The organism is Mesorhizobium loti (genome assembly GCF_003148495.1).
GTDB classification, from domain to species: Bacteria; Pseudomonadota; Alphaproteobacteria; order Rhizobiales; family Rhizobiaceae; genus Mesorhizobium; species Mesorhizobium loti.
The window spans coordinates 161344-184784 of record NZ_QGGH01000005.1; the positions used below are offsets into that span (position 1 = coordinate 161344).

A 23441-nucleotide genomic window follows, 5' to 3' on the forward strand; every position below is an offset into this window, starting at 1 on the left:
GTCACTATACGGGGAGAGGATGCCGGCAGGCAGGTGAGGGGCGGCATCAACGCCCGAAAAGGGAGATGGTGCGAGTTCGAAACCTGAATCGATTGCCCTGGCAGCCGGGGCAAGCCAGGCGCAAATCGCGGTGCCGCCTACTACTGCTCGGCGAACATCAGCCTTGTCTTGGTGCCGTCCATGGCCGGCGACAAACTCCGCTGGATCAGCGCCTCGACATGGTCGTTGCGCTGGCGGGCTGAGTCGGCGCCCATCACCACGACGATCAGGTTGCGGCCGTCGGCATTGTAGGAGGTGACGATGTTGAAGCCCGACGCCCTGATGTAGCCGGTCTTGATGCCGTCGACGCCGCGCACGCGGCCGAGCATGTCGTTGTGGCCGCGCACCAGCCTGCCGCGGAACATGAAGTCGCTTTCGGAGAAATAGTGGAACTGCTGGGGAAAGCGCTGATGCAGCGCCATGCCGAGCACCGCCATGTCGCGCGCCGTGGTCATCTGGCTGTCGTCGGGCAGGCCCGATGCGTTGCGGAAGGTGGTGCTGGTCATGCCAAGCTGGCGCGCCTTGGATGTCATCATGGCGGCGAACTGATCTTCACTGCCGCCGAGATATTCGCCGACCGCCACCGCCACGTCGTTGGCCGATTTGACGACGATGGCGCGGATCGCCGAATCGACGTCGATGCTCTCGCCGCGCCGGAAGCGCATCTTGGTCGGCGGCTGCGAGGCGGCATGGTCCGAAACCGGGATCTGCGTCTCCTTGGTGACGCGGCCGGCCTCCAGCGCCTCGAACAGCAGATAGAGCGTCATCATCTTGGTCAGCGAGGCCGGGTAGCGCTGCGCCGTCGAGTTGACCTCGAACAGCTGCTTGCCGGTCCTGGCGTCGACGACGATGGCGGCATATTTCTGCGCCGGCGCCGGCACGGCCAGCACGCTGTCGGGCGGCGTCGTGGTGGTGCAGCCGGCAAGCAGCACCAGCAGGGCGAGTGCCGCAAAAACTCTCTGGATGAGCGGAAGGGGACGCAGGTTGGACAAGGGCAGGTCTGTTCTGGGGTCGGCTGTTGCTGAGATGAGGCGAAGCTAACGTAACGCGGCTGTTGCGTCCATTTGGTTAATGGCGGTCATACAAAGGAATGTCATGCCCTCGCTTGGGTTCCTCGCCCCACAAGGGGGAGGGTGAAGGCAACCCTTGATGCAAAATGCCTGCCGCAGTGCTTGCGCAACCGCCGCCGAACGGGTTCTGTTTGCGCCTGCAGAATCGGTGAGAACGCAATGACCATCAGCATGATCAAGGCCAGGGGTATTTCGGTTTCGCTCGACCTCACGGTCGGCCACATCGCCGACATGGCCGTCGAGGGTGGCGGGCGGCAGCTGAAGCCGCTGCACCGCGCACCCTGGGTCGATGCGAACGAGACGCTGCCGGACAATTTGCCGGAAGGCACGGTTCGGCTGTCCGGCGATTTTCTCTGTGCGCCGTTTTCGCGCAGCGATGTCGAGGAGGCGCCGCTGCATGGCTGGCCGGCCAACAGCGCCTGGGATGTCGTCGACAGTGCTGCGACTGGCGATGGCTGGCGCGCGATCTACCGCCTGCGGCACAAGGTGATGGGCGCGAGCGTCGACAAGATCCTGACGCTGCGCGACGACCATCCCTTCCTCTACCAGGAGCATGTGTTTTCCGGCGGCCATGGCGCGATTTCGGTCGCGCATCACCCGATGACGGCGATGACGGGCGGCGGCAGGCTGGCCTTTTCGCCAAAGCGGTTTGCCGCGACGCTGGACGATCCGCTGGAGCCGGATCCCGCACGCGGCCGCTTCATGCTGGCCTATCCGGCACGCTCCGCCGATCTCAGCCATTTTCCCGCCGCCGGCGGCGGCACGCTTGATCTCACGGAATACCGTATGGACGACCGCCGCGAGGATTTCATCACCCTGGTCGAGGCCGATCATGGCGGGCCGGGCTGGACCGCGCTTGCGCGACAGGCCGAAGAGGACCTGGTGCTGGTGCTGAAGAACCCCGCCGAGCTGCCGATCACCATGCTGTGGCTCAGCAATGGCGGGCGCGACTACGCACCCTGGAGCGGCCGCCACCTTGGCGTACTCGGCATCGAGGACGGCCGCGCTGCCGTCGGCCATGCCGCCTCGATCGGCGACAACTGGCTGAAGCGCGAAGGGATGGCGACCGCTTTTGCGCTGGGCGAAGGCCAAAGCGTTTCCTTTCGCCATGTCATCGGCGCCATGCCGCTGTCCGGCGGCGAGCCGCCGCGGGAGGTCACGACGGCGGATGGCCGCATGTGGCTGGCAGCCGGCGGCTCATCCCGGGAGGTTCCCTTCGACAGCGATTTCCTGCGCATCGGTCGGCCCGCGGCCGCCTGATGGGATTGCGCGAGCGCAGGGTTTGAAATTTCCACGAACTGCCGCCAAGATGTGGCCGAAATCATCATGCGGAACATGGTGGATTTGAAGCTCCTGCCAGCGAGGCTGTCATGTCCGAAATCGCCCATCTCGCCGCCACCATCTTCAAGCGTGCCGGCAAGGCAAACCGCTTCATCGTCGCCATTGCCGGGCCGCCAGGCTCCGGCAAGTCGACGCTGTCGGCGCGGCTGCATGACCTGCTGCCCGAAGGTGCTTCGGAAGTCGTGCCGATGGACGGCTTCCACTATGACGACGCCGTGCTCGAGCGGCGCGGCCTGCGCGCGCGCAAGGGCGCGCCGGAAACCTTCGACTTTGCCGGTTTTGAGGCCCTGCTGAAACGTATCCGGGCCGGCGAACCCGACATCGCCATCCCGGTCTTCGACCGCAACGTGGAGCTGTCGCGCGCCGCCGCCTCGATCGTCGCCACCGAGACCAAATTCATCCTGGTCGAGGGCAACTACCTGTTGCTCGACGAAGAGCCGTGGTCGCGGCTGGCGCCGCTGTTCGATTTCTCGATCTTCGTCGACGTGCCGCGCAATGAGCTCGAGCGCCGCCTGCTTGAGCGCTGGCACGGGCACGGCCGCTCCGATGCGGATGCGCGCGCCTGGATCGCTTCCAACGACATGCCCAACATCGAGCGCGTGCTCGCCCGCCGCAGTGCCGCCGATCTGGTGATCGGCCTTTCCGCTTGATTCTACGGATTGCGCAAGGGGAACCTTAAGACTTTCAGGCCGTTATCGCCGACAAGGCAATTCTGCCAAAAGAGGGAGTCCGTGCGATGGCACAGAAGGCAAGAAAGCCCGCGCCCGCCAAGGGCAAGGCAACCCAATCCAAGGCAGGCGCCGGCCCGGCGATCACCGCCCGTTCGAAGGACGCCAAGCCGGCCTTTGGCAAGGCGGCGCCGAAGAAAGTGGTGCCGACAGCGGCAAAAGCCGCGCTGAAAGCCGCAAAGCCCAAAAAGGCAGCGAGCGCTGACGCCTCGATCTCGGGCAGCGCCATGCGCACGGTCAAGGCTGCAGCCAATGTGGCTGCGGGCGCGGTCGTCATCGCCGCCAGGGGCACCGCATCGTTTGCAGCCTCCATGGTCGGCAAGGGCGGCTCGAAAGCCAAGGCGAAGGCAAAGTAGCCTTCTCCAAGGCCTAGCTAGCTTGCGTCAGGCTTGGCGGGTATGGTCAGGCCTTTCTGCACCGCTGGCCGCGCCAGACCGCGTTCCAGCCATGTTCCCACATTGGTGAAATCGTCGAAGCCGACGAGTTCGCGCGCTTCGTAGAAGCCGATCAGGTTGCGCACCCAGCCGAGCAACGAGATATCGGCGATGGTGTAGTCATTGCCCATGATCCATTTGCGGCCCTTCAGCCTGATGTCGAGCACACCGAGCAGCCGCTTTGATTCATCGCGATAGCGCTCCAGCGGGCGCTTGTCGGCGATCTCGCGGCCGGCGAATTTGTGGAAGAAACCGACCTGGCCGAACATCGGCCCGATCGAGGCCATCTGGAAGAACACCCACTGGATGGTCTCGTAGCGACGCGCGGCGTCGACGGGCATGAGCAGACCGGTCTTTTCGGCGAGGTAGAGCAGGATAGCGCCGGATTCGAACAGGCCGATCGGCTTGCCGTCGGGACCGTTCGGATCGATGATCGCCGGTATCTTGCCGTTGGGATTGAGCGACAGGAATTCCGGCGTCCAGCTTTCGTTCTGGCCGATGTTGACCCAATGCGGCTCGTAGGGCAGGCCGAGCTCTTCCAGGGCAATCGATATCTTCACGCCGTTCGGCGTTGTCGCCGAATAAAGCTGGATCTGGTCCGGATGCTTGGCCGGCCAGCGTGTTGCGATCGGAAAGGCGGACAGGTCGGCCATGGGAAACTCCTGAATGGGGATTTGGCGTCGAGCGACGCGATTTGGCGGGTTCACGCAGAATTAGGGGGGCAGCCGATTCTGATCAATATGCCAGCAGCAGTTTCGCCGTGCACGTACAGTCGCGGGAATTTGTGGGTATGGCAGCACGCCTCTCGCGATGGCCATCAACGCGGCGGCAGTCGGCGCGTCAAACTACCCGCGGACGGGTCCACCATGTCATGGATTGCCCGTCGGACATCCAAGTGACAACAGGGGCGGCAACGGCCGGCTACCCCTGGCGAGGTCGACCCGAATTATGCGCAAGACAGGCATATCTTTGGTCGCTAATGTTCCAGCGCCGCAGGGAGACAACGGCCGATGACGAGGCAAGAAACTCTGGCCAACGCCACCCGTCTCGGGCCGGTTCATCTGCGCGTCGTCGACATTCCAGCCGCTTTGCCGGTCTGGCGTGACGCCATCGGCCTCTCGACGCTGACCAGGGACAGCAGGATCGTCGAACTCGGCGTCGACGGCAAGACCCTTATCGTGTTGCACGCTGGAGCAACAACCGTCCTGCCGCCAAAGTCCCGCGATCTGTTTCATGTCGCCATTCATGTCACGACACGCAAGGAATTGGCCCGGGTCGCAGCCCGGCTGCGTGCCTCAGGCCTGAGGCACGGCGCCCAGGATCATCTGATCTCGGAATCCTTGTACGTTTCCGATCCATCAGGCAACGGGATCGAGATCTGCTTCGACACGCCCGGGCGCCTCGCCTCCAGGGAAGAGACGGCTGGCGGCGGTGTTTCGCTTGTCGCCAAGGACGGCACAAGGCATTCCGGCCTCGAACCTCTGGATATCGATCGATTGCTGCAGGAGCTTGGCACGGCGGACCGTGTCAAGGTTCCGCTGGCGGCGGACAGCTTCATCGGCCACATTCATATGCGTGCGCGGTCGCCCGAAACGTTGATGGCGTTCTACCTCGGCGTGCTTGGCTTCAAGCCACATATCCAGTCTGCAACGTTTGGCCTGTTCGACTGCGGCACCGGGGAACGCCCACACATGGTGGCATTCAACATCTGGGCTCGCGACGAGTTGAAAGAGCCACCGCTCGGCGCGGCAGGTCTCGAGCATTTTACCATCGTGCTTCCTACCCAGGAAGACCTCTCGGCCATCGCGCGACGTCTCGACGATGCGCACGTGCCCTCGCTGCAAATAAACGGGGTGCTGGACCTCTCCGATCCCGAGGGAAACCGCCTGCGGGTGGTGCTCGCAAGCGATTGACGTGACGGCTGTGGGCCTGAGCCAGGAGGGACAATGGTGATAAGGGTAATCGGAACGGGCTTTGGCCGGACAGGAACGGACTCGATGCGCGAGGCGCTGGCGATCCTTGGCTTCGGTCCCTGTCACCACATGTTCGAAGTCATGGCCAATGACGACCAGAAGCGGCTTTGGCGTGCGCTGGCGAAGGGCGCGGCACCAGACTGGAACCAGCTGTTTGCGGGCTACGCGTCCTGCATCGACTGGCCCTCGGCGCACTATTGGCGTGACCTGATTGAGTTCTATCCGGACGCCCGGGTCATCCTGACATACCGATCGCCGGAAAGCTGGTGGACAAGCTTCGAGAACACGATCCTGGCGGGCATCAGCCAGAGCACGGATCAGGAATCGCTGGGTCTTGCCTTGATCTCCAGGCAGGTCTTCGACAGCCGGCCGCACGATCGCGCCAATGCCATGGCCGTCTACGAAGCCAATGTAAGGGCGGTCGTTGCGACAGTGCCGTCAGGTCGGCTGCTGGTCCACAATCTGGGAGACGGATGGGAGCCGCTCTGCCTGCATCTTGGCGTGCCAGTGCCGGACCAGCCCTATCCCAATCGGAATAACACCAAGGACTTTCAGTCGGCTCTTGCACAGAACTAATTTGATCGTCCTGCAAGGTCGCTTGGCGGACGTTCTGCACGCGACCGTTACGCCTCGTCCAACTAGCCGCAATATCAGTCAGGTGTAACCACGGGTCCGGTCAGGATCGCCTGGGATCAGACAGCCTTGAAGGCCAGCACCGCATTGGTGCCGCCGAACGCGAAGCCGTTGCTGATCGCGGTGCGCACCTTGCGCTCGCGCGCCACATTCGGCGTGACGTCGAGGTCGCAATCCGGGTCGGGTTCGCGGAAATTGGCGGTCGGCGGCACGATGCCTTCGCGGATCGCATTCACGCAGGCGATCATCTCAAGCGCGCCCGATGCGCCGAGGCAATGGGCGTGCATCGACTTGGTCGATGACATGGAAAGCTTGTAGGCATGGTCGCCGAAGACGCGCTTGATCGCCGCCGTCTCGATCTGGTCGTTGGCCTTGGTGCCGGTGCCGTGGGCATTGAGATAGTCGACATCCTCGGGATTGAACCCGGCGTCGGCCAGGCAGGCACGCATGGCGGCCGTTGGTCCGTCGATGGTCGGCGCGACGATGTCGGACGCGTCGGCGGAGAGGCCGGCGCCGGCAATTTCGGCAAGGATGGTGGCGCCGCGCGCCATGGCGTGCTCATAGGTCTCCAGCACCGCCATGCCGGCGCCCTCGCCGAGCGACAGGCCCTGGCGATCGGCCGAAAATGGCCGGCAGGTGTCGGGCGCCAGCACGCGCAAGGCTTCCCAGCCCTTCAGGATACCCCAGACCAGTGGCGCATCGGTGCCGCCGGCGACCATGACGTCGGCACGGCCGAGCCTGATCTGGTCGACGGCCGAGGTGATGGCGTGGTTGGACGACGAGCAGGCCGAGGTGACGCCGAAGACCGGGCCGCGCAGGCCGAGATTCATGCTGACGTGGCCGGAGGCCGCACTTGGCATCACCTTTGGCACGGTGAAGATGCCGGCGCGATTCTTGCCCTCGATCAGGATAGCCCGATAGCTTTCTTCGATCGCCTCCCAGCCGCAGACGCCGACACCGACGACGGTGCCCATCCGATAGGTGGTGGCCTCATTCGAAACCAGGCCGGACTGCTGCATGGCTTCCCTGGCTGCGATCGTCGCCAACAGGCTGAAGCGGTCCATCGACACGGTCTGCTTGCGGTCGATGCCGTGATCGGGAAGTGTCTTGATTTCGCAGCCGACCTTGACCTTCAGGTCATGCAGCTGCGGACTTGTGATCTGGCCGATGGCCGAGCGGCCGGCGCGCATCTCGTTCCAGATCGCAGGCGCGCTGGTGCCGAGCCCGCAAATGCCGCCCATGCCGGTGATGACGACGCGCTGCCGCATTCAGGTCAGGCTTTTTTCGCGATCAGCGCGCGGACGGCTTCGACCATATCGCCGACATTCTTCAGATTGCTCCAGGCGTCGACCGTGTTCATCTCGATCTCGATGCCATACTCTTCCTCAAGATCGAAGATGATCTCCGTCAGCTCGAGCGAATGGATACCAAGCGAGGTCAATTCGGTGGTGGTGGTGATTTCTTCGCCGCCCGGCTCGGCATGAGCCTTGATCTTCGCGATGATATCCGTTGCCAGCTGGTCGGCCATTCGGTTTCTTCCCCACTATGTCACGTTTCCCGACGCCAACTGAGCAGCGCCCCTTTTTCTCCTGGTATCAAGCCGCCGTCGTCGTTTTATACCCCCGCCAAGCGCTGCATGACCGTACCAAGGTGGTTCCCTCTATAGAAACCGAAACGTTGTCAAGCAACAAGCTATATCGAACTCCAGGTCGACAAAGCCGCCGGAGTGCTTAACGTGCAGGCATGGATACGGTTGAACATGGCGGGATTTCGACGCAGCGCGTTGCGGGCGTGGCGCGGCTTTCCTGCGCTCTCAGTGAGGGTCGCACGCGCCTGCGGCGCCTCTATCAGGACGGTGCCGCCAAGATAAGGATGCCTTCTGTCTCGGCCGATCCGCTCGAAGCGGTGCTGATCAACACCGCCGGCGGGATGACCGGCGGCGACCGTATCGCCTGGGACGTCGATGTCGGCGCGGCTGCTTCGGCGTCGATCACGACCCAGGCCTGCGAGAAGATCTACCGAGCGGCATCCGACCGTGCCGAAGTGCGGGTCAATCTGTCGGTCGGTGAAAACGGCCGCATCGCCTGGCTGCCGCAGGAAACCATCGTCTTCGATCGGGCGGCCTTTGCCCGCACGCTCGACGTCGAGCTTGCCGTCGGCGCCGAGGCGCTGGTGCTGGAAGCCGCAGTCTTCGGCCGCCTGGCGATGGGCGAACGCGCCACGCAGGGGAATTTCCACGACCGCTGGCGTGTGCGCCATGATGGCTCCCTCATTCATGCCGAGGATTTCCGCATCGGACCCGATATCGCCGCCACGCTCGATCGCCCGGCGATTGCCGGTGGCGCGATCGCGATGGCGACGCTGCTTTTGGTGTCGCCGCGGGCCGAAGCCCTGCTCGATCCGGTTCTGGCGATCGTCGGCGACCACGGCAGCGCCAGTGTCTGGAGCGTGAAGAAATCTGGCAAGCTTCTTGCGAGGCTCTACGCTGGGGATGGCTACCAGCTGCGCCAACGGCTGGTTCCACTCGTCGAATTGCTCAACGGAAGAGCGGGGTTGCCCAAATTATGGTCACTGTAGGCCTGTCGCTACCAGCTTGGGAAAACGCATGAACCTGACGCCGAGGGAAAAGGACAAGTTGCTGATCGCCATGGCGGCGATCGTGGCGCGCAAGCGGCTCGAACGCGGCGTCAAGCTCAACCATCCGGAAGCGATCGCGCTGATCACCGACTTCGTCGTCGAGGGCGCCCGCGACGGCCGCCCGGTCGCCGAACTGATGGAGGCCGGCGCCCATGTCGTCACCCGCGCGCAAGTCATGGAAGGCATCGCCGAGATGATCCACGACGTGCAGGTCGAAGCGACATTTCCCGACGGCACCAAGCTGGTGACCGTGCACGAACCGATCCGGTGAGGAGAGAAAAATGCTTGAGCTGCGCCCCAACTGCGAATGCTGCGACAAGGACCTGCCGCCGGAGGCGACTGATGCGTTGATCTGCACCTTCGAGTGCACCTTTTGCATCGACTGCGTGGAACAGGTGTTGGGCGGTGTCTGCCCCAATTGCGGCGGCAATTTTTCGGCGCGGCCGCTCCGGCCAGCGGCGATGCTGAAGAAATATCCGGCGTCGACCAGGCGCGTTCTCAAGGCCGAAGGCTGCGGGCCCCGCAAGGCTGCGTGAACACCACGACCGAGCCAAATGAAGGGCAAATAGAATGATCCCTGCCAAACGCCTATGCCTGTCGGCGATCCTGCTGCTGGCGGCTTCCATACCGGCCTATGCCCATGTCGGCATCGGCACCACCTCCTCCTTCACGGCCGGCTTCATGCACCCGCTCTCCGGCCTCGATCACATGACGGTGATGATCGCGGTCGGGCTGTGGGCGGCGCTCAAGGGCGGCAAGGCGGTTCTTGCCTGGCCGGCGGCCTTTGTCGGCGTCATGCTGGTCGGCGGTGTGGCCGGCATGCTGCATATGCCGCTGCCCTTCGTCGAACCGGGCATACTGGCCTCGGTCGTGGCGCTCGGGTTGCTGGTGGCACTGGCGGTTGATCTGCCGGTCTCGGCCGGCGTCGCCATCATTGGCCTGTTCGCGCTGTTCCACGGCCACGCCCACGGCACCGAAGTGCCGGAGAATGCCGGCGGGCTTGAATACATGGCCGGCTTTGCCATCGCCACAGCGGCTCTCCATGCCACCGGCATCGCCGCCGGGCTCGGTCTTGGTATCCGGTTCCGTAGCCTGGCCCGCGCCGCGGGTGCCGCCTGCGCTGCGGTTGGTCTCGGCCTCGTCTTCGGCGTTCTGTGAGGGTGGCGATGATCCCCGGCGAAGTCATTACGGTGAGCGGCGACATCGAGCTGAACAAGGGTCTGCCGACCGTCACCCTGAAAGTCGCCAACAGCGGCGACCGGCCGATTCAGGTCGGCAGCCACTACCATTTGTTCGAGACCAATGAGGGGCTGAAGTTCGACCGCGAGCGTGCCAGAGGCATGCGCCTCGACATCGCCGCCGGCACGGCCATGCGCTTCGAGCCAGGACAGGAGCGCGACGTCACGCTGGTGCCGCTTGGCGGCAAGCGCGAGGTCTACGGATTTCAGCAGAAGGTGATGGGCAAGCTGTGAGATCTCCCAGCGTGCTCAGCTCAGCTCGACGGCTTGGCCGCAGCGTAGATGACGATCTTTCCGGGATCGCCGAATTCGACGGCGAGAATATCCTGCGCAAGCACGCGCCGCGATTCGATGGCGTTGAACAGCAGCGCGTTGGCCTCGATCTCCTTGCGCAGCTCCGCGATGTCGTCCTGATGCTGTCTGACCTTGCTCTCGATCGCTGGCGGCGGGCCGCCTTCGCTGCGCGCGGCGTCCGTGAGGAACACGATATCCACCTTGTCAAGCTTGGACGTCTTGCGCACCGTGCCGATGTTTTCACGCGTCCGGTCGATTGCCGTGTTGACGTTCCGGGCTTCGGCGGCGGCGTTGGCCTCTTCCTGCTTGACCTGCGAGCCGATGATGCGGTTGACGGTCTCCGTGCTTTCCAGCCCTTGCGCCTTCAGTCCGGCAGCAGAACCTGCCACCGCCAGGAATGCCATGGCGGTGGCCGCCTGCAGCCGTCTTTTGGGAGAAAAGGAAGTGGTCGCCATCGCTCGCTCCTGAGAGACGTCGTTTCGGGGCGCGGTTTAGCGCCAAAGAAACAAAACGATTCCCGTCCGGCGAAGGTTCCTTTGCCGATGCGGCCGGCGGGCTGGATACCGGCCCGCCGCGCCGCTTTGTCAGCTCGCCTTCTTGGTGATCAGGGTCAGTGCGCCATTGGGTTCCATGCTGGCGGCGACGACTTGCGCCGAACTGAGCCCCTTGGCCTCCAGCGCCGACTTCACCTTGGGCGTGGCGTCGATCGAGCTACGCAGTTTCTTCAAGCCGTCATCGCCACGCTGGGCAATCACCTGGTTGACCTGTGTCTGGGTGTCCTTTGGCAGCTCGGTGATGTCGACGATGTTGACGCTCTGGATCGTCGGCACGGCCGACTGGGCGCTAGGGGCGGCTGGAGCAGGCGCGGTCGGCGCCGGAGCGGGCTGTTGCGCGGGCTGCTGTTGGGCACTGGCGGCACCCGCCAGCATCAGGCTGGCGGCGGCGGCAAGAACTATCGTTTTGCGCATGGATTTTCCTTTCCATCGATTGGCAAACGGTCGGTTTGGGGTGACGCCCCAAGCTCAACCGCCAAATGGGATCAGAAGGTGTCGCCCAGCGGGTCATTCCATGACCATTGGATGGCGGCAATGTGCAGCCGGGCTTCAATCAAACCGCATTTTTTTGGCAAACCGCATTTTGGCAAACCGCATTTCGGGAGCAATCGCTGATGGCCAGAATTACCCGCGCCGCCTACGCGCAGATGTATGGCCCGACGGTCGGCGACAGAGTGCGGCTTGCCGACACCGAGCTGTTCATCGAGGTCGAGAAGGATCTCACCATCCACGGCGAGGAGGTGAAGTTCGGCGGCGGCAAGGTGATCCGCGACGGCATGGGCCAGAGCCAGGTTTCCAGAGCGCAAGGCGCTGTCGACACCGTGATCACCAACGCGCTGGTGGTCGACGCCAGCGCCGGCATCTTCAAGGCCGATATCGGCCTGCGAGATGGGCGCATCGCTGCGATCGGGAAGGCCGGCAATCCCGATACCCAGGACGGCGTCACCATCATCATCGGCCCCGGCACCGAGATCATCGCGGGCGAAGGCAAGATCCTGACCGCCGGCGGCTTCGACGCGCATATCCACTTCATCTGCCCGCAGCAGATCGAGGAAGCGTTGATGAGCGGCATCACCACCATGCTCGGCGGCGGCACCGGTCCGGCGCACGGCACGCTGGCGACCACCTGCACGCCGGGGCCATGGCACATGGCCCGCATGATCCAGTCCTTCGATGCCTTCCCCATGAACATCGGCCTGTCGGGCAAGGGCAATGCGTCCTTGCCTGCAGCACTTGAGGAGATGGTGCTGGGCGGCGCCTGTTCGCTGAAGCTGCACGAGGACTGGGGCACGACGCCGGCGGCGATAGACTGCTGCCTGTCGGTCGCCGACGACTACGACGTGCAGGTGATGATCCACACCGACACGCTGAACGAGTCCGGCTTTGTCGAAAACACTGTGGCGGCGATCAAGGGCCGCACCATCCACGCCTTCCACACCGAGGGCGCCGGCGGCGGCCATGCGCCCGACATCATCAAGGTCTGCGGGCTGCCCAACGTCATCCCGTCCTCGACCAATCCGACGCGGCCCTATACGGTCAACACGCTGGCCGAGCATCTCGACATGCTGATGGTCTGCCATCATCTGTCGCCGTCAATCCCCGAAGACATCGCCTTTGCCGAAAGCCGCATCCGCAAGGAGACCATCGCGGCGGAAGACATCCTGCACGACATCGGCGCCTTCTCGATCATCTCGTCGGACAGCCAGGCCATGGGCCGCGTCGGCGAAGTCGCGATCCGCACCTGGCAAACCGCCGACAAGATGAAGCGCCAGCGCGGCTCGCTGCCGCAGGAAACCGGCAACAACGACAATTTCCGCGTCCGCCGCTACATCGCCAAATACACGATCAACCCGGCCATCGCGCATGGGCTGTCGAAGGACATCGGCTCGATCGCGGTCGGCAAACGCGCCGACCTGGTTCTGTGGAACCCGGCCTTCTTCGGCGTCAAGCCGGACATGGTGCTGATCGGCGGCATGATCGCCGCCGCCCCGATGGGCGACCCCAACGCCTCGATCCCGACGCCGCAGCCAATGCACTACCGGCCGATGTTCGGCGCCTATGGCAAGGCCAGGACCAACTCGTCGGTGACCTTTGTTTCGAAGGCAGCGCTCGAATCCGGCCTGCACGGCAGGCTGGGTGTCGACAAGCAGTTCGTCGCCGTCGAAAACACCCGCGGCGGCATCGGCAAGCATTCGATGGTGCTCAACGACGCCACGCCGCATGTCGAGGTCGACCCGGAAACCTACGAGGTCCGCGCCGACGGTGAATTGCTCACCTGCGAGCCGGCGACGGTGCTGCCGATGGCACAGCGGTATTTTCTGTTCTGAAGCGGCGATTCAACCGGGTGAGCATTATCCGTTGCAGCCCTTGGTGGGAGGCAGCAATATGCGGCCAACCAACAGCTGCATTGTGATCGAGCATGGCCACCGAAATCGCTTCCGCCCACGACATCTTCCCGCATATCCGCATCGTCATGGGCATGGTGATCGGGCTTGGCGTCGCCCGCCTGCTGTCGGGGGTGGCGCGCATCGTCCAGCATCCCGGCCAGTACAAGCTCTATACCGTGCATCTGGCCTGGGTCGTCTCGGTGCTCCTGATGCTGGTGCATTTCTGGTGGTGGGAGTTCGGCCTCTACGCCATCGAGACCTGGACCTTCGGCAAATACCTGTTCATCATTTTCTATGCGATCACGCTGTTCCTGCTCTGCGCGCTTTTGTTTCCCGATTCGATGCTGGACTACACGAGCTACGAGGATTTCTTCTATTCGCGCCGGGCCTGGTTCTTCGGCCTGCTGGCGGCGACCTACCTGCTCGACGTGGTCGACACGCTGCTGAAAGGACCGGAGCATTTCGCCCGCTTCGGCAACGAGTACCTGTTCCGCACGCCGGTCTTCGTCGCGCTCTGCATCGCCGCGATCCTGGTGCGCGATCGCCGCTTCCACATCGCCTTTGTCACGGCGGCGCTCATCTATCAGATATCGTTCATCCTGCGGCTCTTCGACACCATCGTCTGAGCGAACGCGATGGTCTAGGTTGTTCGGGAAAGGCAGGTTTGCGCATGTACAAAGCCGTTGGATCGCGTGGATCCCGGGTCAGCCGCGTTCTCTGGATGCTCGAGGAACTCGGGCAACCCTATGAATTCGTCGAGGTGAAGCTGCGCTCGCCGGAAGCCTACACACTCAACCCTTCGGGCAAGGTGCCGATCCTGATCGACGGCGAGCTGACGGTGACGGATTCGGCGGCGATCTGCGTCTATCTCGCCGACAAGCACGCGGACAAGGGCATGGGCGCCAATCCGGGCCTTGCCGGCCGCGCCGAGATGGATTCCTGGATGCATTTTGCCCAGAGCGAGTTTGAGGCGCCGCTGTGGAACAAGCTGCGCCACCGCTTCCTGCTGCCGAAGGAAATGCGGGTCGATGTCGGTCCTGCGGCGACCTATGACTTCGTCTCGGAGCTTAAGGCGCTAGATCGCCGGCTGGGCGACAAAACGTTTGCGCTGGGCGAGCGGTTTTCGGCAGTCGACGTGCTGTTGGGCGACATGGGCAACTGGGCCCGCGCCGGAAAATTCCAGATCGAGTCCGAGCGTGTCAACGCCTATTTCGACCGCGTGCTGGCGCGGCCCGCTCGCGCACGAGCGCAGGCTAACGGAGGCTCCATGAAATGAAGCTCAACCTCAACACCGACTTCACCAAATTCGCGCGCGCCATCTCGGTGCTGACCCCGGGCAACGCCGGAACCACCCTGCCGTCCGGCCAGGCCGTGCTCGCCCATGACGAGCGGCATCTGCGTCGCCGGGCCATCGAACTTGCCGACGGCAGCAAGGTGCTGGTCGACCTGCCCGAACCCGTCGCCTTGAATGATGGCGACCGGCTGGTGCTGGAGGATGGCGGCCATATCGAGATCATCGCGGCGCCGGAAGATGTCTACGACATCCGGGCTCGCGACAGCGTGCATCTGGCCGAGCTCGCCTGGCACATCGGCAACCGTCATCTTGCGGCGAGCATCGAAGCCGGGCGCATCCTCATCCTGCGCGACCATGTCATCAAGGCGATGCTGGAGGGGCTCGGCGCGACGGTGACCGACGTTTCCGAGCCGTTCAAGCCGGTGCGCGGCGCCTATTCCGGCCATGGCGGGCAAAGCCACGATCACGGCCATGCGCATGCCCATAGCCACGCCGAAGCGCACAGCCATTCTCATAGCGAATCGCATTCCCATTCGCACAGTCATGCTGGCCACCACCACGACCATGACTGACCAGCCCTCGCACATCGCCCTGCTGCGGCTGATGGCGTGGTTGTCGCCTTCCTTTCCGGTCGGGGGCTTTTCCTACAGCCATGGCCTCGAGCGCGCGGTGCATGACGGGCTGGTTGCCGATGCCGAGAGCCTCGCCGGCTGGATGGAAACGCTGGTCGAGATGGGTTCGGGCTGGAACGACGCCGTGCTGTTCGCTGAGAGCTGGCGCCGCGCACGCCACACTGGCGATCTCGATGAAATAACGGCACTCGCCGAGGCGCTGGCCGGCTCGCGCGAACGCCACACCGAGACCATGCTGCAAGGCGCCGCCTTCCTCAAAGCGGCAGCGGCCTGGTCAAATCCGGTGCTGGAGCGCTTGCCGGCCGAATGCGCCTATTGCGTTGCCGTCGGCGCCATTGCCGGCAGCAATTCAATTGCGCTTCAGAATGCGCTGTCCGCCTTCCTGCAGACCTTCTTTTCCAACCTCGTCCAGGCTGCGATCCGGCTTGGTGTCGTCGGACAGAGCGGCGCGACCATGTTGTTAGCCGGCTTCGAGCCATTGGCCCTGGCGACCGCAGCCCGCGCCGCGCGCTCGACACTGGATGATCTCGGCGGCTGCGCGTTCGTTTCCGATGTCATGGCGATGAAGCACGAAACCCAGTATTCGCGATTGTTCCGCTCATGATCCTTCTCGCCTTCGCGCTCTCCCTTGTCCTGTTGCTGATCACCGCCCTGCATGTCTATTGGGGCCTTGGCGGCATCTGGCCAGGCCAGGATGCGGCCTCCTGCGCTCGTGCCGTTGTCGGTTTTCGCTGCGTCGAGGAGATGCCGACGCCGTTCGCCAGTTTCGCCGTTGCTGCCTGTCTCGGCCTGGCGACGCTGTGGCCGCTGGCGCTCATCGGCTTCTTTGCTTCGCCCTTTCCCAAGGAGGGTCTCGCCGCCACTTCGCTGCTCATCGGGCTGGTGTTCCTGGGACGCGGCATGGCCGGTTTCACGCCATGGTGGCGGCGGCTGACGCCGGAACAGCCTTTCGCGCGGCTCGACCTGCGCTACTATTCGCCGCTGTGCCTGTTCATCGGGCTCGGCTTTGCCGTCCTCGCCATCACGGAGTTTCCCGCATGACACAGACAAATGGCCCGCTGCGCGTCGGCATCGGTGGTCCGGTCGGTTCGGGCAAAACGACTCTGACCGAAAAACTGTGCAAGGCGCTGCGCGACGAGTTTTCCATCGCGGTCGTCACCAACGACATCTACACCAAGGAAGACGCCATGATGCTGGCACGGCTGCAGGCGCTGCCCGAGGATCGCATCATGGGTGTCGAGACCGGCGGCTGCCCGCACACCGCGATCCGCGAGGATGCCTCGATCAATCTGCAGGCGATCGCCGAGATGAACAGGAAATTCCCGGATCTCGACATCGTCTTCATCGAATCCGGCGGCGACAACCTCGCCGCCACCTTCTCGCCCGATCTCGCCGACCTGACGCTCTATGTCATCTCGGTTTGCCAGGGCGAGGAGATCCCGCGCAAGGGCGGGCCAGCGATCACCCGCTCCGATTTCCTGGTGATCAACAAGAGCGATCTGGCTCCTTACGTGAACGTCAACCTCGATGTCATGGAGAGTGACGCCGGCCGCATGCGCGGCAAGCGGCCGTTCGGCTTCACCGATCTGTCGCGCGGCAAAGGGCTGCAGGAGGTGATCGATTTCATCGTCGAGCATGGCGGCCTGCGAGCCGGCGCTGCTGCTACCAGCACGGCTGCATGAGATAGCCATCCCTGCACCAACCAAAACCGGTTGCGGGCATGGGCTGGTCACGGCATTCTTGCCAAAACCGGAGGAATTTCGATGAGCATCGCCCGCCTGCAAAAGGAAACGCTGACCAACCTGCCCTTCTATGAGGAGCGCGTCGATCTTGCCGCTGCCTTCCGCTGGACGGCGCGGCTCAACATGCACGAGGCTGTCGCCAATCATTTCTCGCTGGCCGTCAATGACGACGGCACGCAGTTCCTGATGAATCCCAACCAGGTGCATTTCTCGCGCATCAAGGCGAGCGACCTTTTAATGATCGATGCCAACGACCCGGATACGCTCTCAGGCCCGGACGCGCCCGATCCGACGGCGTGGGGACTGCACGGCGCCATCCATCGCAATGTCCGCCACGCGCGCTGCGTCATGCATGTCCATTCGATCCACGCCACGGTGCTGGCATCGCTCGCCGACTCTCGCCTGCCGCCGATCGACCAGAATTCGGCGATGTTCTTCAACCGCCATGTCGTCGATGCGCATTATGGCGGACTGGCCTTCGAGGAGGAGGGCGAGCGCTGCTCGCAGCTTCTCGTCGATCCCAAGGTCAAGGTGATGGTGATGGGCAATCACGGCGTGCTGGTCATCGGCGATACGGTCGCCGATGCCTTCAACCGCATGTTCTATTTCGAGCGCGCCGCCGAGACCTACATCAAGGCGCTATGGACCGGGCGCCCGCTGCGCACGCTGTCCGATGCTATCGCCGAAAAGGCGGCAAGCGAGATGGACGACTATCCCGGCCAGGCCGAACGCCATCTCAGCGAGTTGAAGGCGATCCTCGACGAGCAGGAACCGGTCTACCGGAATTGATGGCCTACAGGCCTAGTTCTGCCCGGAGCTGATCGGCGCTGTTGATGACGACGGCGCCGGGCGGGCCTTCCATCGGCGCTTCCGGCCAGAAAATCGTCTTCATTCCCGCCGCCAGCCCCGCCATGGCGCCCGGCCAGCTGTCGTCGATGGCCACGGCCTGCGCGGGATCGACATCGGCTAGATAGGCGGCGCGCAGGAACGGCTCGGCATGCGGCTTGCCTTCGCGCACGTCGTTACGGCTGATCGTCTTCATGCCGGGGTAGGTCAGGCCGACCATGCTCAGATTGGCGTCGACGATCATCCGGTCCGAATTCGAGACCACGGCCTGCGCCACGCCCCTTTCGCGCAGCTCATTGAAGATCTCGATCGCACCGGGACGCGGCTGCAAGCGCTCGACCAGCGGCAGATAGTGCTCGTATTTGCGCACGATCCAGTCGTCGAAGGGCAGATCCAGGCCGAACTCGTCGCGCATCATCTCGTAGACCGGCCAGGCGGCAACGCCCAGCACGCGCTCATGCAGATCATCAGGCGGCACGAGGCCGACATTGCGCATCGCGGCCACCAAGGCCGCCTCGTGCAGCGGTTCGCTGTCGACCAGCGTGCCATCCATATCCCAGAAAACCGCTTTCGGTGTCATGCAGCGCTCCTTTTTGCGATCCCTTAAAGGGTTTGAGCCGGGAGATAAACCTTCGGGATCGAAGAACCTGCCGCCTACCGGGACCGCAACCGCGCTTCTTTGCCTGACACCGACATCGTGGAAGAAGGAAATTTGGCCCCGCCTGCGCCGGCGGGCGGCAAGCAATTGCCCTGGAGATTGACAATTGCGCAGCGGGCCGTTCCCTGCGAAAGTGGGCGTGGGCCGCTCTCATGACCGGCGGTTTCGGGAGGCAGGACGTGAATACCCGGCAGGATGGTGGCAGCAACAGGCTGGACGACGCGGCGCGCGCCGGCTGGCTTTATTATGTTGCCGGCAACACACAGGACCAGATTGCCGCCACGCTCGGCATCTCGCGGCAGACGGCGCAGCGGCTGGTATCACTGGCGGTGTCGGAGGGCCTGATCAAGGTTCGCGTCGATCATCCGATCGCCAACTGCCTTGATCTGGCGGCACGGCTGAGATCGCGCTTCGCGCTCGATCTGGTCGAAGTGGTGCCGAGCGATCCGAATTCATCCTCTACGACGATCGGCATCGCCGAGGCGGCTGCCGCCGAGATCGAGCGGCGGCTGCGGTCACCGACCCCGATCGTCATGGCGATCGGCACCGGGCGCACGCTGAAGGCGGCGATCGAGCAGCTGCCGCCGATGGAATGTCCGCAGCACAAGGTGGTGTCGTTGACCGGCAACATCTCGCCGGACGGCTCGGCCGCCTTCTACAACGTCATCTTCACCATGGCCGACAGGGTCAAGGCGCGCTCCTTTCCGATGCCGCTGCCGGTCATCGCCTCATCGCCGGAGGAGCGCGAGATGCTGCTCAACCAGCCGATGATCCAGCCGACGCTGGCGCTGGCGGCCGAGGCCGACGTCACCTTCATCGGCATTGGCGATCTCGGCCCCAAGGCGCCGCTCTATGAGGACGGCTTCATTTCGGAGAGCGAATTGAAGGCGCTGCAGAAGGCCGGCGGCATTGCCGAGATCGTCGGCTGGGTGTTCGACCGCGAAGGCCGCATGATCGAGGGCATTACCAACGACCGGGTGTCGTCGGCTTCGCTGCCGTCGCGCGAAAAATCGCTGGTCATCGCATTGGCGATGGGCGAACGAAAGCTGCCGGGCATACTGGCGGCCGCCAACCGGCGGCTGATCAATGGCCTCATCACCGATGAGCGGACCGCCGCTGCCCTGCTGGCCAGCGTCTGACGGGGTCGCCTTTGTTTGTGGGGCATGGCAGCTTAGCAACAGATTTGCGATAAAGTCAGCCGAGCTATCTGTGCCGGCCGAAAGGGTCGTTGCCATCGAGGAAGCCGAGGTCGCGCTGCAGATGCGGCGACAGATCCCTGACGTCCAGATGTGCCCTCCTTTTTATCGCGAACCAGCCAAATCCGTCCGTGAGCCACGAAATCCAACGATGATCCGGGGTGGGAGTGCATTTTTGCTGCGCCATGGTCATGATCGTCAACCTCCGCTATCCTGAACCCGAATGATGGGTTGATGCTGTATGTCGGTCTTGCCGGCCGCCTTAGCCAATCGAACATTGATCATGGCCCATAAGGAGGCCTTATGCCTGACCTCAGCTCGCGACAGGTTTCGCAACTCCCCCCGTTGCAGGCGATCAGGGTGTTCGACGCGGTGGCGCGGCATCTTTCCTTCACCAAGGCCGCCGGCGAACTCGGCATGACGCAGGCAGCGGTCAGCTATCAGATCAAGGTGCTGGAAGAGCGCGTCGGCTCACCGCTGTTCCTGCGCCGGCCGCGCCAGATCGCGTTGACCGAGGCCGGACAACGTCTGGCGCCCGCTGTCGGCGAAGCCTTTGCCATTCTTGGCCAGGCCTATGCCGCGGCGCGCGCCGGCGCCGACGGGTTGCTGTGCGTCACCACCGTGCTGACCTTTGCCTCGAACTGGCTGGCGCACCGGCTGGGATCGTTCCAGATCGCTCATCCCGCACTTGCCGTGCGGCTCGAGACGTCGAGCCGCCTGACAGACTTTGCCCGCGAGGATACCGATATCGCCATCCGCTCGGGCGGCGGCAAATGGCCTGGCCTGGAGGCACACAAGCTGCTCGATGCCGATTTCACGCCGATGCTGAGCCCGAAGCTCGCGGCAAGCATCGGTGGCGTCAACGAACCGGCCGATCTCCTGCGGCTGCCGATCCTCGATCCCGGCGACATCTGGTGGACGGAGTGGTTTTCGGCGGCCGGCGTGCACTCGCACGATCTTGCCAGACGACCCGGCAGCAGCATGGGCGCGCAGGCTTATGAGGCCAATGCGGCAATCGCTGGCCATGGCGTGGCGATCCTGACCAGGGCGCTGTTCAAGGCGGAACTCGCCGACGGCCGCCTGATCCAGCCTTTCGACCTGGTCGGCGACGACGGCCACGCCTACTGGCTGGTCTATCCCCAGGCGCGCCGCACCGTGCCGAAGATCCGTGCCTTCCGCGACTGGCTGCTGGCCGAGATCGCCTGCTGACGGCAAGCCGTCCGGTACCGCACCAAGTCCCGCAAACCCTTCCGCTATCGTCACCTGATGTCCCGGCGACGGGCGAGGCTCACGCTGGCAATTTCCACACGTTCCCGGTCCGAGGCGTCACCGAGTGCTGCGCTGCAGCATCGAATCCGACTTGACATAATTCATGCCAAGTGAGTAATTGCCCAAAGCCAAGGCAAATGCTCATCTTGGTTCAAGGGAGGAATTTGATGAAACTTCGCACGCTCACCCTGGGTCTGTTGTCGGCCAGCGCTCTTGCGTTTGCCGCACACGCCGAATCCATCACCATCGCCACCGTCAACAATGGCGATATGGTCCGCATGCAAAAGCTGACGGAAGACTTCACCAAGGCGAACCCCGACATCCAGCTCAACTGGGTTACGCTTGAAGAGAACGTGCTGCGCGAGCGCGTCACCACCGATATCGCCACCAAGGGTGGCCAGTATGACGTGATGACCATCGGCACGTATGAAGTTCCGATCTGGGCCAAGCAGAGCTGGCTCCTGCCGCTCGACAAGCTCGGCGACGACTATGACGCCAAAGACATCATCCCGGCCATCGCCGGCGGCCTTTCGGTCGACGGCAAGCTTTATGCCGCGCCGTTCTACGGCGAAAGCTCGTTCGTCATGTACCGCAAGGACCTGATGGACAAGGCCGGGCTGAAGATGCCCGATGCGCCGACCTGGGACTTCATCAAGCAGGCCGCCGACAAGATGACCGATCGCGCCAATGGCGTGAACGGTGTGTGCCTGCGCGGCAAGGCCGGCTGGGGCGAGAACATGGCCTTCCTGACCGCCATGTCGAACTCCTTCGGCGCCCGCTGGTTCGACGAGAACTGGAAGCCGCAGTTCGACCAGCCGGAATGGAAGAACACGCTGCAGTTCTATGTCGACCTGATGAAGGCCGACGGCCCCGAGGGCGCGTCCTCCAACGGCTTCAACGAAAACCTGGCGCTGTTCCAGCAGGGCAAATGCGGCATGTGGATCGACGCCACCGTCGCTGCGTCCTTCGTTTCGGACCCGAAGAACTCGACCGTCGCCGACAAGGTCGGCTATGCCTTGGCGCCGGACAATGGCCTGGGCAAGCGCGGCAACTGGCTGTGGGCTTGGTCGCTGGCGATCCCCGCCGGCACGCAGAAGGCTGATGCCGCCGAGAAGTTCGTCTCCTGGGCGACCAGCAAGCACTATGCGGAACTGGTCGCGTCGAAGGAAGGCTGGGCCAACGCTCCTCCCGGAACGCGCACCTCGCTCTACGCCAATGCCGAGTACCAGAAGGCGGCTCCGTTCGCCAAGATGACGCTGGACTCCATCAATGCCGCCGATCCGACGCATCCGACCGTCAAGCCGGTGCCCTATGTCGGCGTCCAGTTCGTCGCCATCCCTGAGTTCCAGGGCCTTGGCACCACCGTCGGCCAGCTCTTCTCGGCAGCTCTTGCCGGCCAGTCGAGCGTCGACGATGCCCTGAAACAGGCCCAGGACGCTGCCACTGCGGCAATGACCGAAGGCGGATACATCAAGTAAGGCTCCTCCCGGTGCCGAATGCCGGTCGCCTCCTTGACCGGCAACGGCCGCCCGAGTTCCCAGTTCGGGCGGCCGCCTTTAACGCCTTTTGAAAATTCAGTCTGACCAGTGAAGGGTGACCGTCATGGCTACTCAGCAGACCCGTTCGCTTGCCCGTTTCATGATGGCGCCATCCGTGGTGCTGCTGTTCGTCTGGATGATTGTGCCGCTGGTCATCACCATCTGGTTCTCCTTCCAGCAGTACAATCCGCTCAATCCGATCCGCGACGGCTTCGTCGGCTTCTCGAATTACGCGCTGTTTTATTCCAACCCGGCCTTCCTGCAATCGATCCTCAACACGCTAACCCTGGTGATCAGCGTGCTTTTGATCACGGTGATCGGCGGCATCCTTCTGGCGCTTCTGATCGACCAGCCGATGTGGGGCCAGGGCATAGTCCGCATTCTCGTCATTTCGCCGTTCTTCGTCATGCCGCCGGTGGCTGCATTGGTCTGGAAGAACATGATCATGCACCCGCAATATGGAGTGTTCGCCGATATAGCGCGCTTCTTCGGGGCTCAGCCGATCGACTGGTTCGGGCAGCATCCGATGCTGGCGATCATCATCATCGTCGCCTGGCAATGGCTGCCTTTCGCGACGCTCATCCTCTTGACCGCGTTGCAGTCGCTCGACGGTGAGCAGAAGGAGGCCGCCGAGATGGACGGCGCCGGCTTCATCAGCCGCTTCATCTATCTGACGCTGCCGCACATGTCGCGCGCCATCACGGTCGTCATCCTGATCCAGACGATCTTCCTTTTGTCGGTCTATGCCGAGATCCTCGTCACCACCAATGGCGGCCCGGGATACGCTTCCACCAACCTGCCCTTCCTCGTCTACCAGAAGGCGTTGCTGGAGTTCAAAATCGGCCAGGCATCCGCCGGCGGTGTGATCGCCGTCATTCTCGCCAACATCGTTGCCTTCTTCGCCATGCGCGCCGTCGGCAAGAACCTAGACAAGTAAG

General features: G+C 63.6%; 30 protein-coding genes. 22 read left to right on the forward strand and 8 right to left on the reverse strand.

The features are described 5' to 3' along the window. Positions 1 to 140: 140 nt before the first annotated feature. The gene (locus C8D77_RS20540; RefSeq protein WP_109667110.1) at positions 141 to 1031 is read right to left on the reverse strand and encodes a D-alanyl-D-alanine carboxypeptidase family protein; all 891 of its coding nucleotides are present in this window, start codon (positions 1029 to 1031) and stop codon (positions 141 to 143) included. Positions 1032 to 1268: 237 nt separating this feature from the next. Here C8D77_RS20540 and C8D77_RS20545 point away from each other — a divergent pair, with 237 nt between their 5' ends. From C8D77_RS20545 to C8D77_RS20555, 3 genes are all read left to right on the forward strand, one after another. Continuing rightward, a complete protein-coding gene (locus C8D77_RS20545) occupies positions 1269 to 2369 on the forward strand; it encodes a hypothetical protein (RefSeq protein ID WP_109667113.1) in 1101 nt (366 codons plus the stop codon). 110 nt (positions 2370 to 2479) lie between these two features. Then, on the forward strand, positions 2480 to 3100 hold the full coding sequence (locus tag C8D77_RS20550; protein WP_109667115.1) for a nucleoside triphosphate hydrolase: 621 nt from the start codon (positions 2480 to 2482) through the stop codon (positions 3098 to 3100). 86 nt (positions 3101 to 3186) lie between these two features. After that, positions 3187 to 3534, forward strand: coding sequence for a hypothetical protein (locus C8D77_RS20555; protein ID WP_109667117.1), 348 nt, complete (start codon positions 3187 to 3189; stop codon positions 3532 to 3534). A 17-nt stretch (positions 3535 to 3551) separates the two neighbouring features. Here C8D77_RS20555 and C8D77_RS20560 read toward each other — a convergent pair whose 3' ends face one another. Next, complete coding sequence (locus C8D77_RS20560; RefSeq protein ID WP_109667119.1) at positions 3552 to 4265, reverse strand: glutathione S-transferase family protein; 714 nt, start codon at positions 4263 to 4265, stop codon at positions 3552 to 3554. A gap of 357 nt (positions 4266 to 4622) precedes the next feature. Here C8D77_RS20560 and C8D77_RS20565 point away from each other — a divergent pair, with 357 nt between their 5' ends. Both C8D77_RS20565 and C8D77_RS20570 read left to right on the forward strand, forming a co-directional pair. Further along, positions 4623 to 5525: a VOC family protein gene (locus tag C8D77_RS20565; RefSeq protein ID WP_109667121.1), complete on the forward strand. Its 903-nt coding sequence runs from the start codon at positions 4623 to 4625 to the stop codon at positions 5523 to 5525. A gap of 33 nt (positions 5526 to 5558) precedes the next feature. Continuing rightward, positions 5559 to 6161 carry a sulfotransferase family protein gene (locus tag C8D77_RS20570; protein ID WP_109667124.1) on the forward strand — a complete coding sequence of 201 codons (603 nt, stop codon included), beginning with the start codon at positions 5559 to 5561 and terminating at the stop codon, positions 6159 to 6161. A 116-nt stretch (positions 6162 to 6277) separates the two neighbouring features. On the opposite strand, the gene C8D77_RS20575 is transcribed toward C8D77_RS20570, so the two are convergent. Beyond that, positions 6278 to 7486, reverse strand: a complete 1209-nt coding sequence (locus tag C8D77_RS20575) for a beta-ketoacyl-[acyl-carrier-protein] synthase family protein (protein ID WP_109667126.1) — start codon at positions 7484 to 7486, stop codon at positions 6278 to 6280. Between the two features lie 5 nt (positions 7487 to 7491). After that, positions 7492 to 7746, reverse strand: coding sequence for an acyl carrier protein (locus C8D77_RS20580; protein WP_013528393.1), 255 nt, complete (start codon positions 7744 to 7746; stop codon positions 7492 to 7494). A 215-nt stretch (positions 7747 to 7961) separates the two neighbouring features. Here C8D77_RS20580 and C8D77_RS20585 point away from each other — a divergent pair, with 215 nt between their 5' ends. From C8D77_RS20585 to C8D77_RS20605, 5 genes are read left to right on the forward strand one after another with little or no spacing between them, the layout of a single operon-like run. Then, complete coding sequence (locus C8D77_RS20585) at positions 7962 to 8795, forward strand: urease accessory protein UreD (protein ID WP_109667128.1); 834 nt, start codon at positions 7962 to 7964, stop codon at positions 8793 to 8795. Positions 8796 to 8823: 28 nt separating this feature from the next. Next, positions 8824 to 9126: an urease subunit gamma gene (locus C8D77_RS20590; RefSeq protein WP_023693076.1), complete on the forward strand. Its 303-nt coding sequence runs from the start codon at positions 8824 to 8826 to the stop codon at positions 9124 to 9126. A gap of 10 nt (positions 9127 to 9136) precedes the next feature. Beyond that, positions 9137 to 9391, forward strand: coding sequence for a DUF1272 domain-containing protein (locus C8D77_RS20595; protein WP_109667130.1), 255 nt, complete (start codon positions 9137 to 9139; stop codon positions 9389 to 9391). A 34-nt stretch (positions 9392 to 9425) separates the two neighbouring features. Then, positions 9426 to 10013 carry a HupE/UreJ family protein gene (locus C8D77_RS20600; RefSeq protein WP_109667132.1) on the forward strand — a complete coding sequence of 196 codons (588 nt, stop codon included), beginning with the start codon at positions 9426 to 9428 and terminating at the stop codon, positions 10011 to 10013. Positions 10014 to 10021: 8 nt separating this feature from the next. After that, positions 10022 to 10327 (forward strand): urease subunit beta, encoded by a 306-nt coding sequence (locus tag C8D77_RS20605; RefSeq protein WP_109667134.1) that lies wholly within the window; start codon positions 10022 to 10024, stop codon positions 10325 to 10327. Between the two features lie 20 nt (positions 10328 to 10347). On the opposite strand, the gene C8D77_RS20610 is transcribed toward C8D77_RS20605, so the two are convergent. Together C8D77_RS20610 and C8D77_RS20615 are read right to left on the reverse strand one after the other, a co-directional pair. After that, complete coding sequence (locus C8D77_RS20610) at positions 10348 to 10842, reverse strand: hypothetical protein (RefSeq protein ID WP_109667136.1); 495 nt, start codon at positions 10840 to 10842, stop codon at positions 10348 to 10350. Positions 10843 to 10971: 129 nt separating this feature from the next. Further along, on the reverse strand, positions 10972 to 11355 hold the full coding sequence (locus C8D77_RS20615) for a hypothetical protein (RefSeq protein ID WP_109667138.1): 384 nt from the start codon (positions 11353 to 11355) through the stop codon (positions 10972 to 10974). Between the two features lie 200 nt (positions 11356 to 11555). On the opposite strand from C8D77_RS20615, the gene ureC reads away from it, so the two are divergent. From ureC to C8D77_RS20655, 8 genes are all read left to right on the forward strand, one after another. Next, positions 11556 to 13268, forward strand: coding sequence for an urease subunit alpha (gene ureC / locus C8D77_RS20620; RefSeq protein WP_109667742.1), 1713 nt, complete (start codon positions 11556 to 11558; stop codon positions 13266 to 13268). Positions 13269 to 13360: 92 nt separating this feature from the next. Continuing rightward, on the forward strand, positions 13361 to 13954 hold the full coding sequence (locus C8D77_RS20625) for a hypothetical protein (protein WP_109667140.1): 594 nt from the start codon (positions 13361 to 13363) through the stop codon (positions 13952 to 13954). 44 nt (positions 13955 to 13998) lie between these two features. After that, positions 13999 to 14604: a glutathione S-transferase family protein gene (locus tag C8D77_RS20630; protein WP_109667142.1), complete on the forward strand. Its 606-nt coding sequence runs from the start codon at positions 13999 to 14001 to the stop codon at positions 14602 to 14604. Further along, entirely contained in the window at positions 14601 to 15194 is a 594-nt protein-coding gene (gene ureE / locus C8D77_RS20635; RefSeq protein WP_109667145.1) for an urease accessory protein UreE, read from the forward strand. Before C8D77_RS20630 ends, ureE begins: the two co-directional genes overlap by 4 nt. After that, positions 15187 to 15858, forward strand: coding sequence for an urease accessory protein UreF (locus C8D77_RS20640; RefSeq protein WP_170136783.1), 672 nt, complete (start codon positions 15187 to 15189; stop codon positions 15856 to 15858). The genes ureE and C8D77_RS20640 overlap by 8 nt, the downstream gene beginning before the upstream one ends. Beyond that, positions 15855 to 16295 (forward strand): DUF3995 domain-containing protein, encoded by a 441-nt coding sequence (locus C8D77_RS20645; protein ID WP_109667147.1) that lies wholly within the window; start codon positions 15855 to 15857, stop codon positions 16293 to 16295. Before C8D77_RS20640 ends, C8D77_RS20645 begins: the two co-directional genes overlap by 4 nt. Next, on the forward strand, positions 16292 to 16936 hold the full coding sequence (ureG, locus tag C8D77_RS20650; RefSeq protein WP_109667150.1) for an urease accessory protein UreG: 645 nt from the start codon (positions 16292 to 16294) through the stop codon (positions 16934 to 16936). The genes C8D77_RS20645 and ureG overlap by 4 nt, the downstream gene beginning before the upstream one ends. A gap of 81 nt (positions 16937 to 17017) precedes the next feature. Continuing rightward, complete coding sequence (locus C8D77_RS20655) at positions 17018 to 17785, forward strand: class II aldolase and adducin N-terminal domain-containing protein (protein ID WP_109667152.1); 768 nt, start codon at positions 17018 to 17020, stop codon at positions 17783 to 17785. Positions 17786 to 17789: 4 nt separating this feature from the next. On the opposite strand, the gene C8D77_RS20660 is transcribed toward C8D77_RS20655, so the two are convergent. Continuing rightward, positions 17790 to 18422, reverse strand: coding sequence for an HAD family hydrolase (locus C8D77_RS20660; RefSeq protein WP_109667154.1), 633 nt, complete (start codon positions 18420 to 18422; stop codon positions 17790 to 17792). Between the two features lie 257 nt (positions 18423 to 18679). On the opposite strand from C8D77_RS20660, the gene C8D77_RS20665 reads away from it, so the two are divergent. Next, positions 18680 to 19639 (forward strand): sugar-binding transcriptional regulator, encoded by a 960-nt coding sequence (locus C8D77_RS20665; RefSeq protein WP_109667747.1) that lies wholly within the window; start codon positions 18680 to 18682, stop codon positions 19637 to 19639. Between the two features lie 64 nt (positions 19640 to 19703). Here C8D77_RS20665 and C8D77_RS20670 read toward each other — a convergent pair whose 3' ends face one another. Next, positions 19704 to 19889 (reverse strand): hypothetical protein, encoded by a 186-nt coding sequence (locus C8D77_RS20670; protein ID WP_109667750.1) that lies wholly within the window; start codon positions 19887 to 19889, stop codon positions 19704 to 19706. A 110-nt stretch (positions 19890 to 19999) separates the two neighbouring features. Between C8D77_RS20670 and gcvA the strand changes: the two genes are divergently transcribed. The 3 genes from gcvA (at position 20000) to C8D77_RS20685 (ending at position 23440) form a co-directional block, all read left to right on the forward strand. Continuing rightward, complete coding sequence (gene gcvA, locus C8D77_RS20675) at positions 20000 to 20905, forward strand: transcriptional regulator GcvA (protein ID WP_109667156.1); 906 nt, start codon at positions 20000 to 20002, stop codon at positions 20903 to 20905. Positions 20906 to 21132: 227 nt separating this feature from the next. Then, positions 21133 to 22443, forward strand: coding sequence for an ABC transporter substrate-binding protein (locus C8D77_RS20680; protein ID WP_109667159.1), 1311 nt, complete (start codon positions 21133 to 21135; stop codon positions 22441 to 22443). Positions 22444 to 22567: 124 nt separating this feature from the next. Then, positions 22568 to 23440: a carbohydrate ABC transporter permease gene (locus C8D77_RS20685; RefSeq protein WP_109667161.1), complete on the forward strand. Its 873-nt coding sequence runs from the start codon at positions 22568 to 22570 to the stop codon at positions 23438 to 23440. Position 23441: the final 1 nt, after the last annotated feature.

Bases quoted from the DNA above. Each gene is read 5' to 3' on its own strand.
- C8D77_RS20545 (WP_109667113.1), top strand. From the start codon at position 1,269: ATGACCATCAGCATGATCAAGGCCAGGGGTATTTCGGTTTCGCTCGAC.
- C8D77_RS20550 (WP_109667115.1), top strand. From the start codon at position 2,480: ATGTCCGAAATCGCCCATCTCGCCGCCACCATCTTCAAGCGTGCCGGC.
- C8D77_RS20555 (WP_109667117.1), top strand. From the start codon at position 3,187: ATGGCACAGAAGGCAAGAAAGCCCGCGCCCGCCAAGGGCAAGGCAACC.
- C8D77_RS20560 (WP_109667119.1), bottom strand. From the start codon at position 4,265: ATGGCCGACCTGTCCGCCTTTCCGATCGCAACACGCTGGCCGGCCAAG.
- C8D77_RS20565 (WP_109667121.1), top strand. From the start codon at position 4,623: ATGACGAGGCAAGAAACTCTGGCCAACGCCACCCGTCTCGGGCCGGTT.
- C8D77_RS20570 (WP_109667124.1), top strand. From the start codon at position 5,559: ATGGTGATAAGGGTAATCGGAACGGGCTTTGGCCGGACAGGAACGGAC.
- C8D77_RS20575 (WP_109667126.1), bottom strand. From the start codon at position 7,486: ATGCGGCAGCGCGTCGTCATCACCGGCATGGGCGGCATTTGCGGGCTC.
- C8D77_RS20580 (WP_013528393.1), bottom strand. From the start codon at position 7,746: ATGGCCGACCAGCTGGCAACGGATATCATCGCGAAGATCAAGGCTCAT.
- C8D77_RS20585 (WP_109667128.1), top strand. From the start codon at position 7,962: ATGGATACGGTTGAACATGGCGGGATTTCGACGCAGCGCGTTGCGGGC.
- C8D77_RS20590 (WP_023693076.1), top strand. From the start codon at position 8,824: ATGAACCTGACGCCGAGGGAAAAGGACAAGTTGCTGATCGCCATGGCG.
- C8D77_RS20595 (WP_109667130.1), top strand. From the start codon at position 9,137: ATGCTTGAGCTGCGCCCCAACTGCGAATGCTGCGACAAGGACCTGCCG.
- C8D77_RS20600 (WP_109667132.1), top strand. From the start codon at position 9,426: ATGATCCCTGCCAAACGCCTATGCCTGTCGGCGATCCTGCTGCTGGCG.
- C8D77_RS20605 (WP_109667134.1), top strand. From the start codon at position 10,022: ATGATCCCCGGCGAAGTCATTACGGTGAGCGGCGACATCGAGCTGAAC.
- C8D77_RS20610 (WP_109667136.1), bottom strand. From the start codon at position 10,842: ATGGCGACCACTTCCTTTTCTCCCAAAAGACGGCTGCAGGCGGCCACC.
- C8D77_RS20615 (WP_109667138.1), bottom strand. From the start codon at position 11,355: ATGCGCAAAACGATAGTTCTTGCCGCCGCCGCCAGCCTGATGCTGGCG.
- ureC (WP_109667742.1), top strand. From the start codon at position 11,556: ATGGCCAGAATTACCCGCGCCGCCTACGCGCAGATGTATGGCCCGACG.
- C8D77_RS20625 (WP_109667140.1), top strand. From the start codon at position 13,361: ATGGCCACCGAAATCGCTTCCGCCCACGACATCTTCCCGCATATCCGC.
- C8D77_RS20630 (WP_109667142.1), top strand. From the start codon at position 13,999: ATGTACAAAGCCGTTGGATCGCGTGGATCCCGGGTCAGCCGCGTTCTC.
- ureE (WP_109667145.1), top strand. From the start codon at position 14,601: ATGAAGCTCAACCTCAACACCGACTTCACCAAATTCGCGCGCGCCATC.
- C8D77_RS20640 (WP_170136783.1), top strand. From the start codon at position 15,187: ATGACTGACCAGCCCTCGCACATCGCCCTGCTGCGGCTGATGGCGTGG.
- C8D77_RS20645 (WP_109667147.1), top strand. From the start codon at position 15,855: ATGATCCTTCTCGCCTTCGCGCTCTCCCTTGTCCTGTTGCTGATCACC.
- ureG (WP_109667150.1), top strand. From the start codon at position 16,292: ATGACACAGACAAATGGCCCGCTGCGCGTCGGCATCGGTGGTCCGGTC.
- C8D77_RS20655 (WP_109667152.1), top strand. From the start codon at position 17,018: ATGAGCATCGCCCGCCTGCAAAAGGAAACGCTGACCAACCTGCCCTTC.
- C8D77_RS20660 (WP_109667154.1), bottom strand. From the start codon at position 18,422: ATGACACCGAAAGCGGTTTTCTGGGATATGGATGGCACGCTGGTCGAC.
- C8D77_RS20670 (WP_109667750.1), bottom strand. From the start codon at position 19,889: ATGACCATGGCGCAGCAAAAATGCACTCCCACCCCGGATCATCGTTGG.
- gcvA (WP_109667156.1), top strand. From the start codon at position 20,000: ATGCCTGACCTCAGCTCGCGACAGGTTTCGCAACTCCCCCCGTTGCAG.
- C8D77_RS20680 (WP_109667159.1), top strand. From the start codon at position 21,133: ATGAAACTTCGCACGCTCACCCTGGGTCTGTTGTCGGCCAGCGCTCTT.
- C8D77_RS20685 (WP_109667161.1), top strand. From the start codon at position 22,568: ATGGCTACTCAGCAGACCCGTTCGCTTGCCCGTTTCATGATGGCGCCA.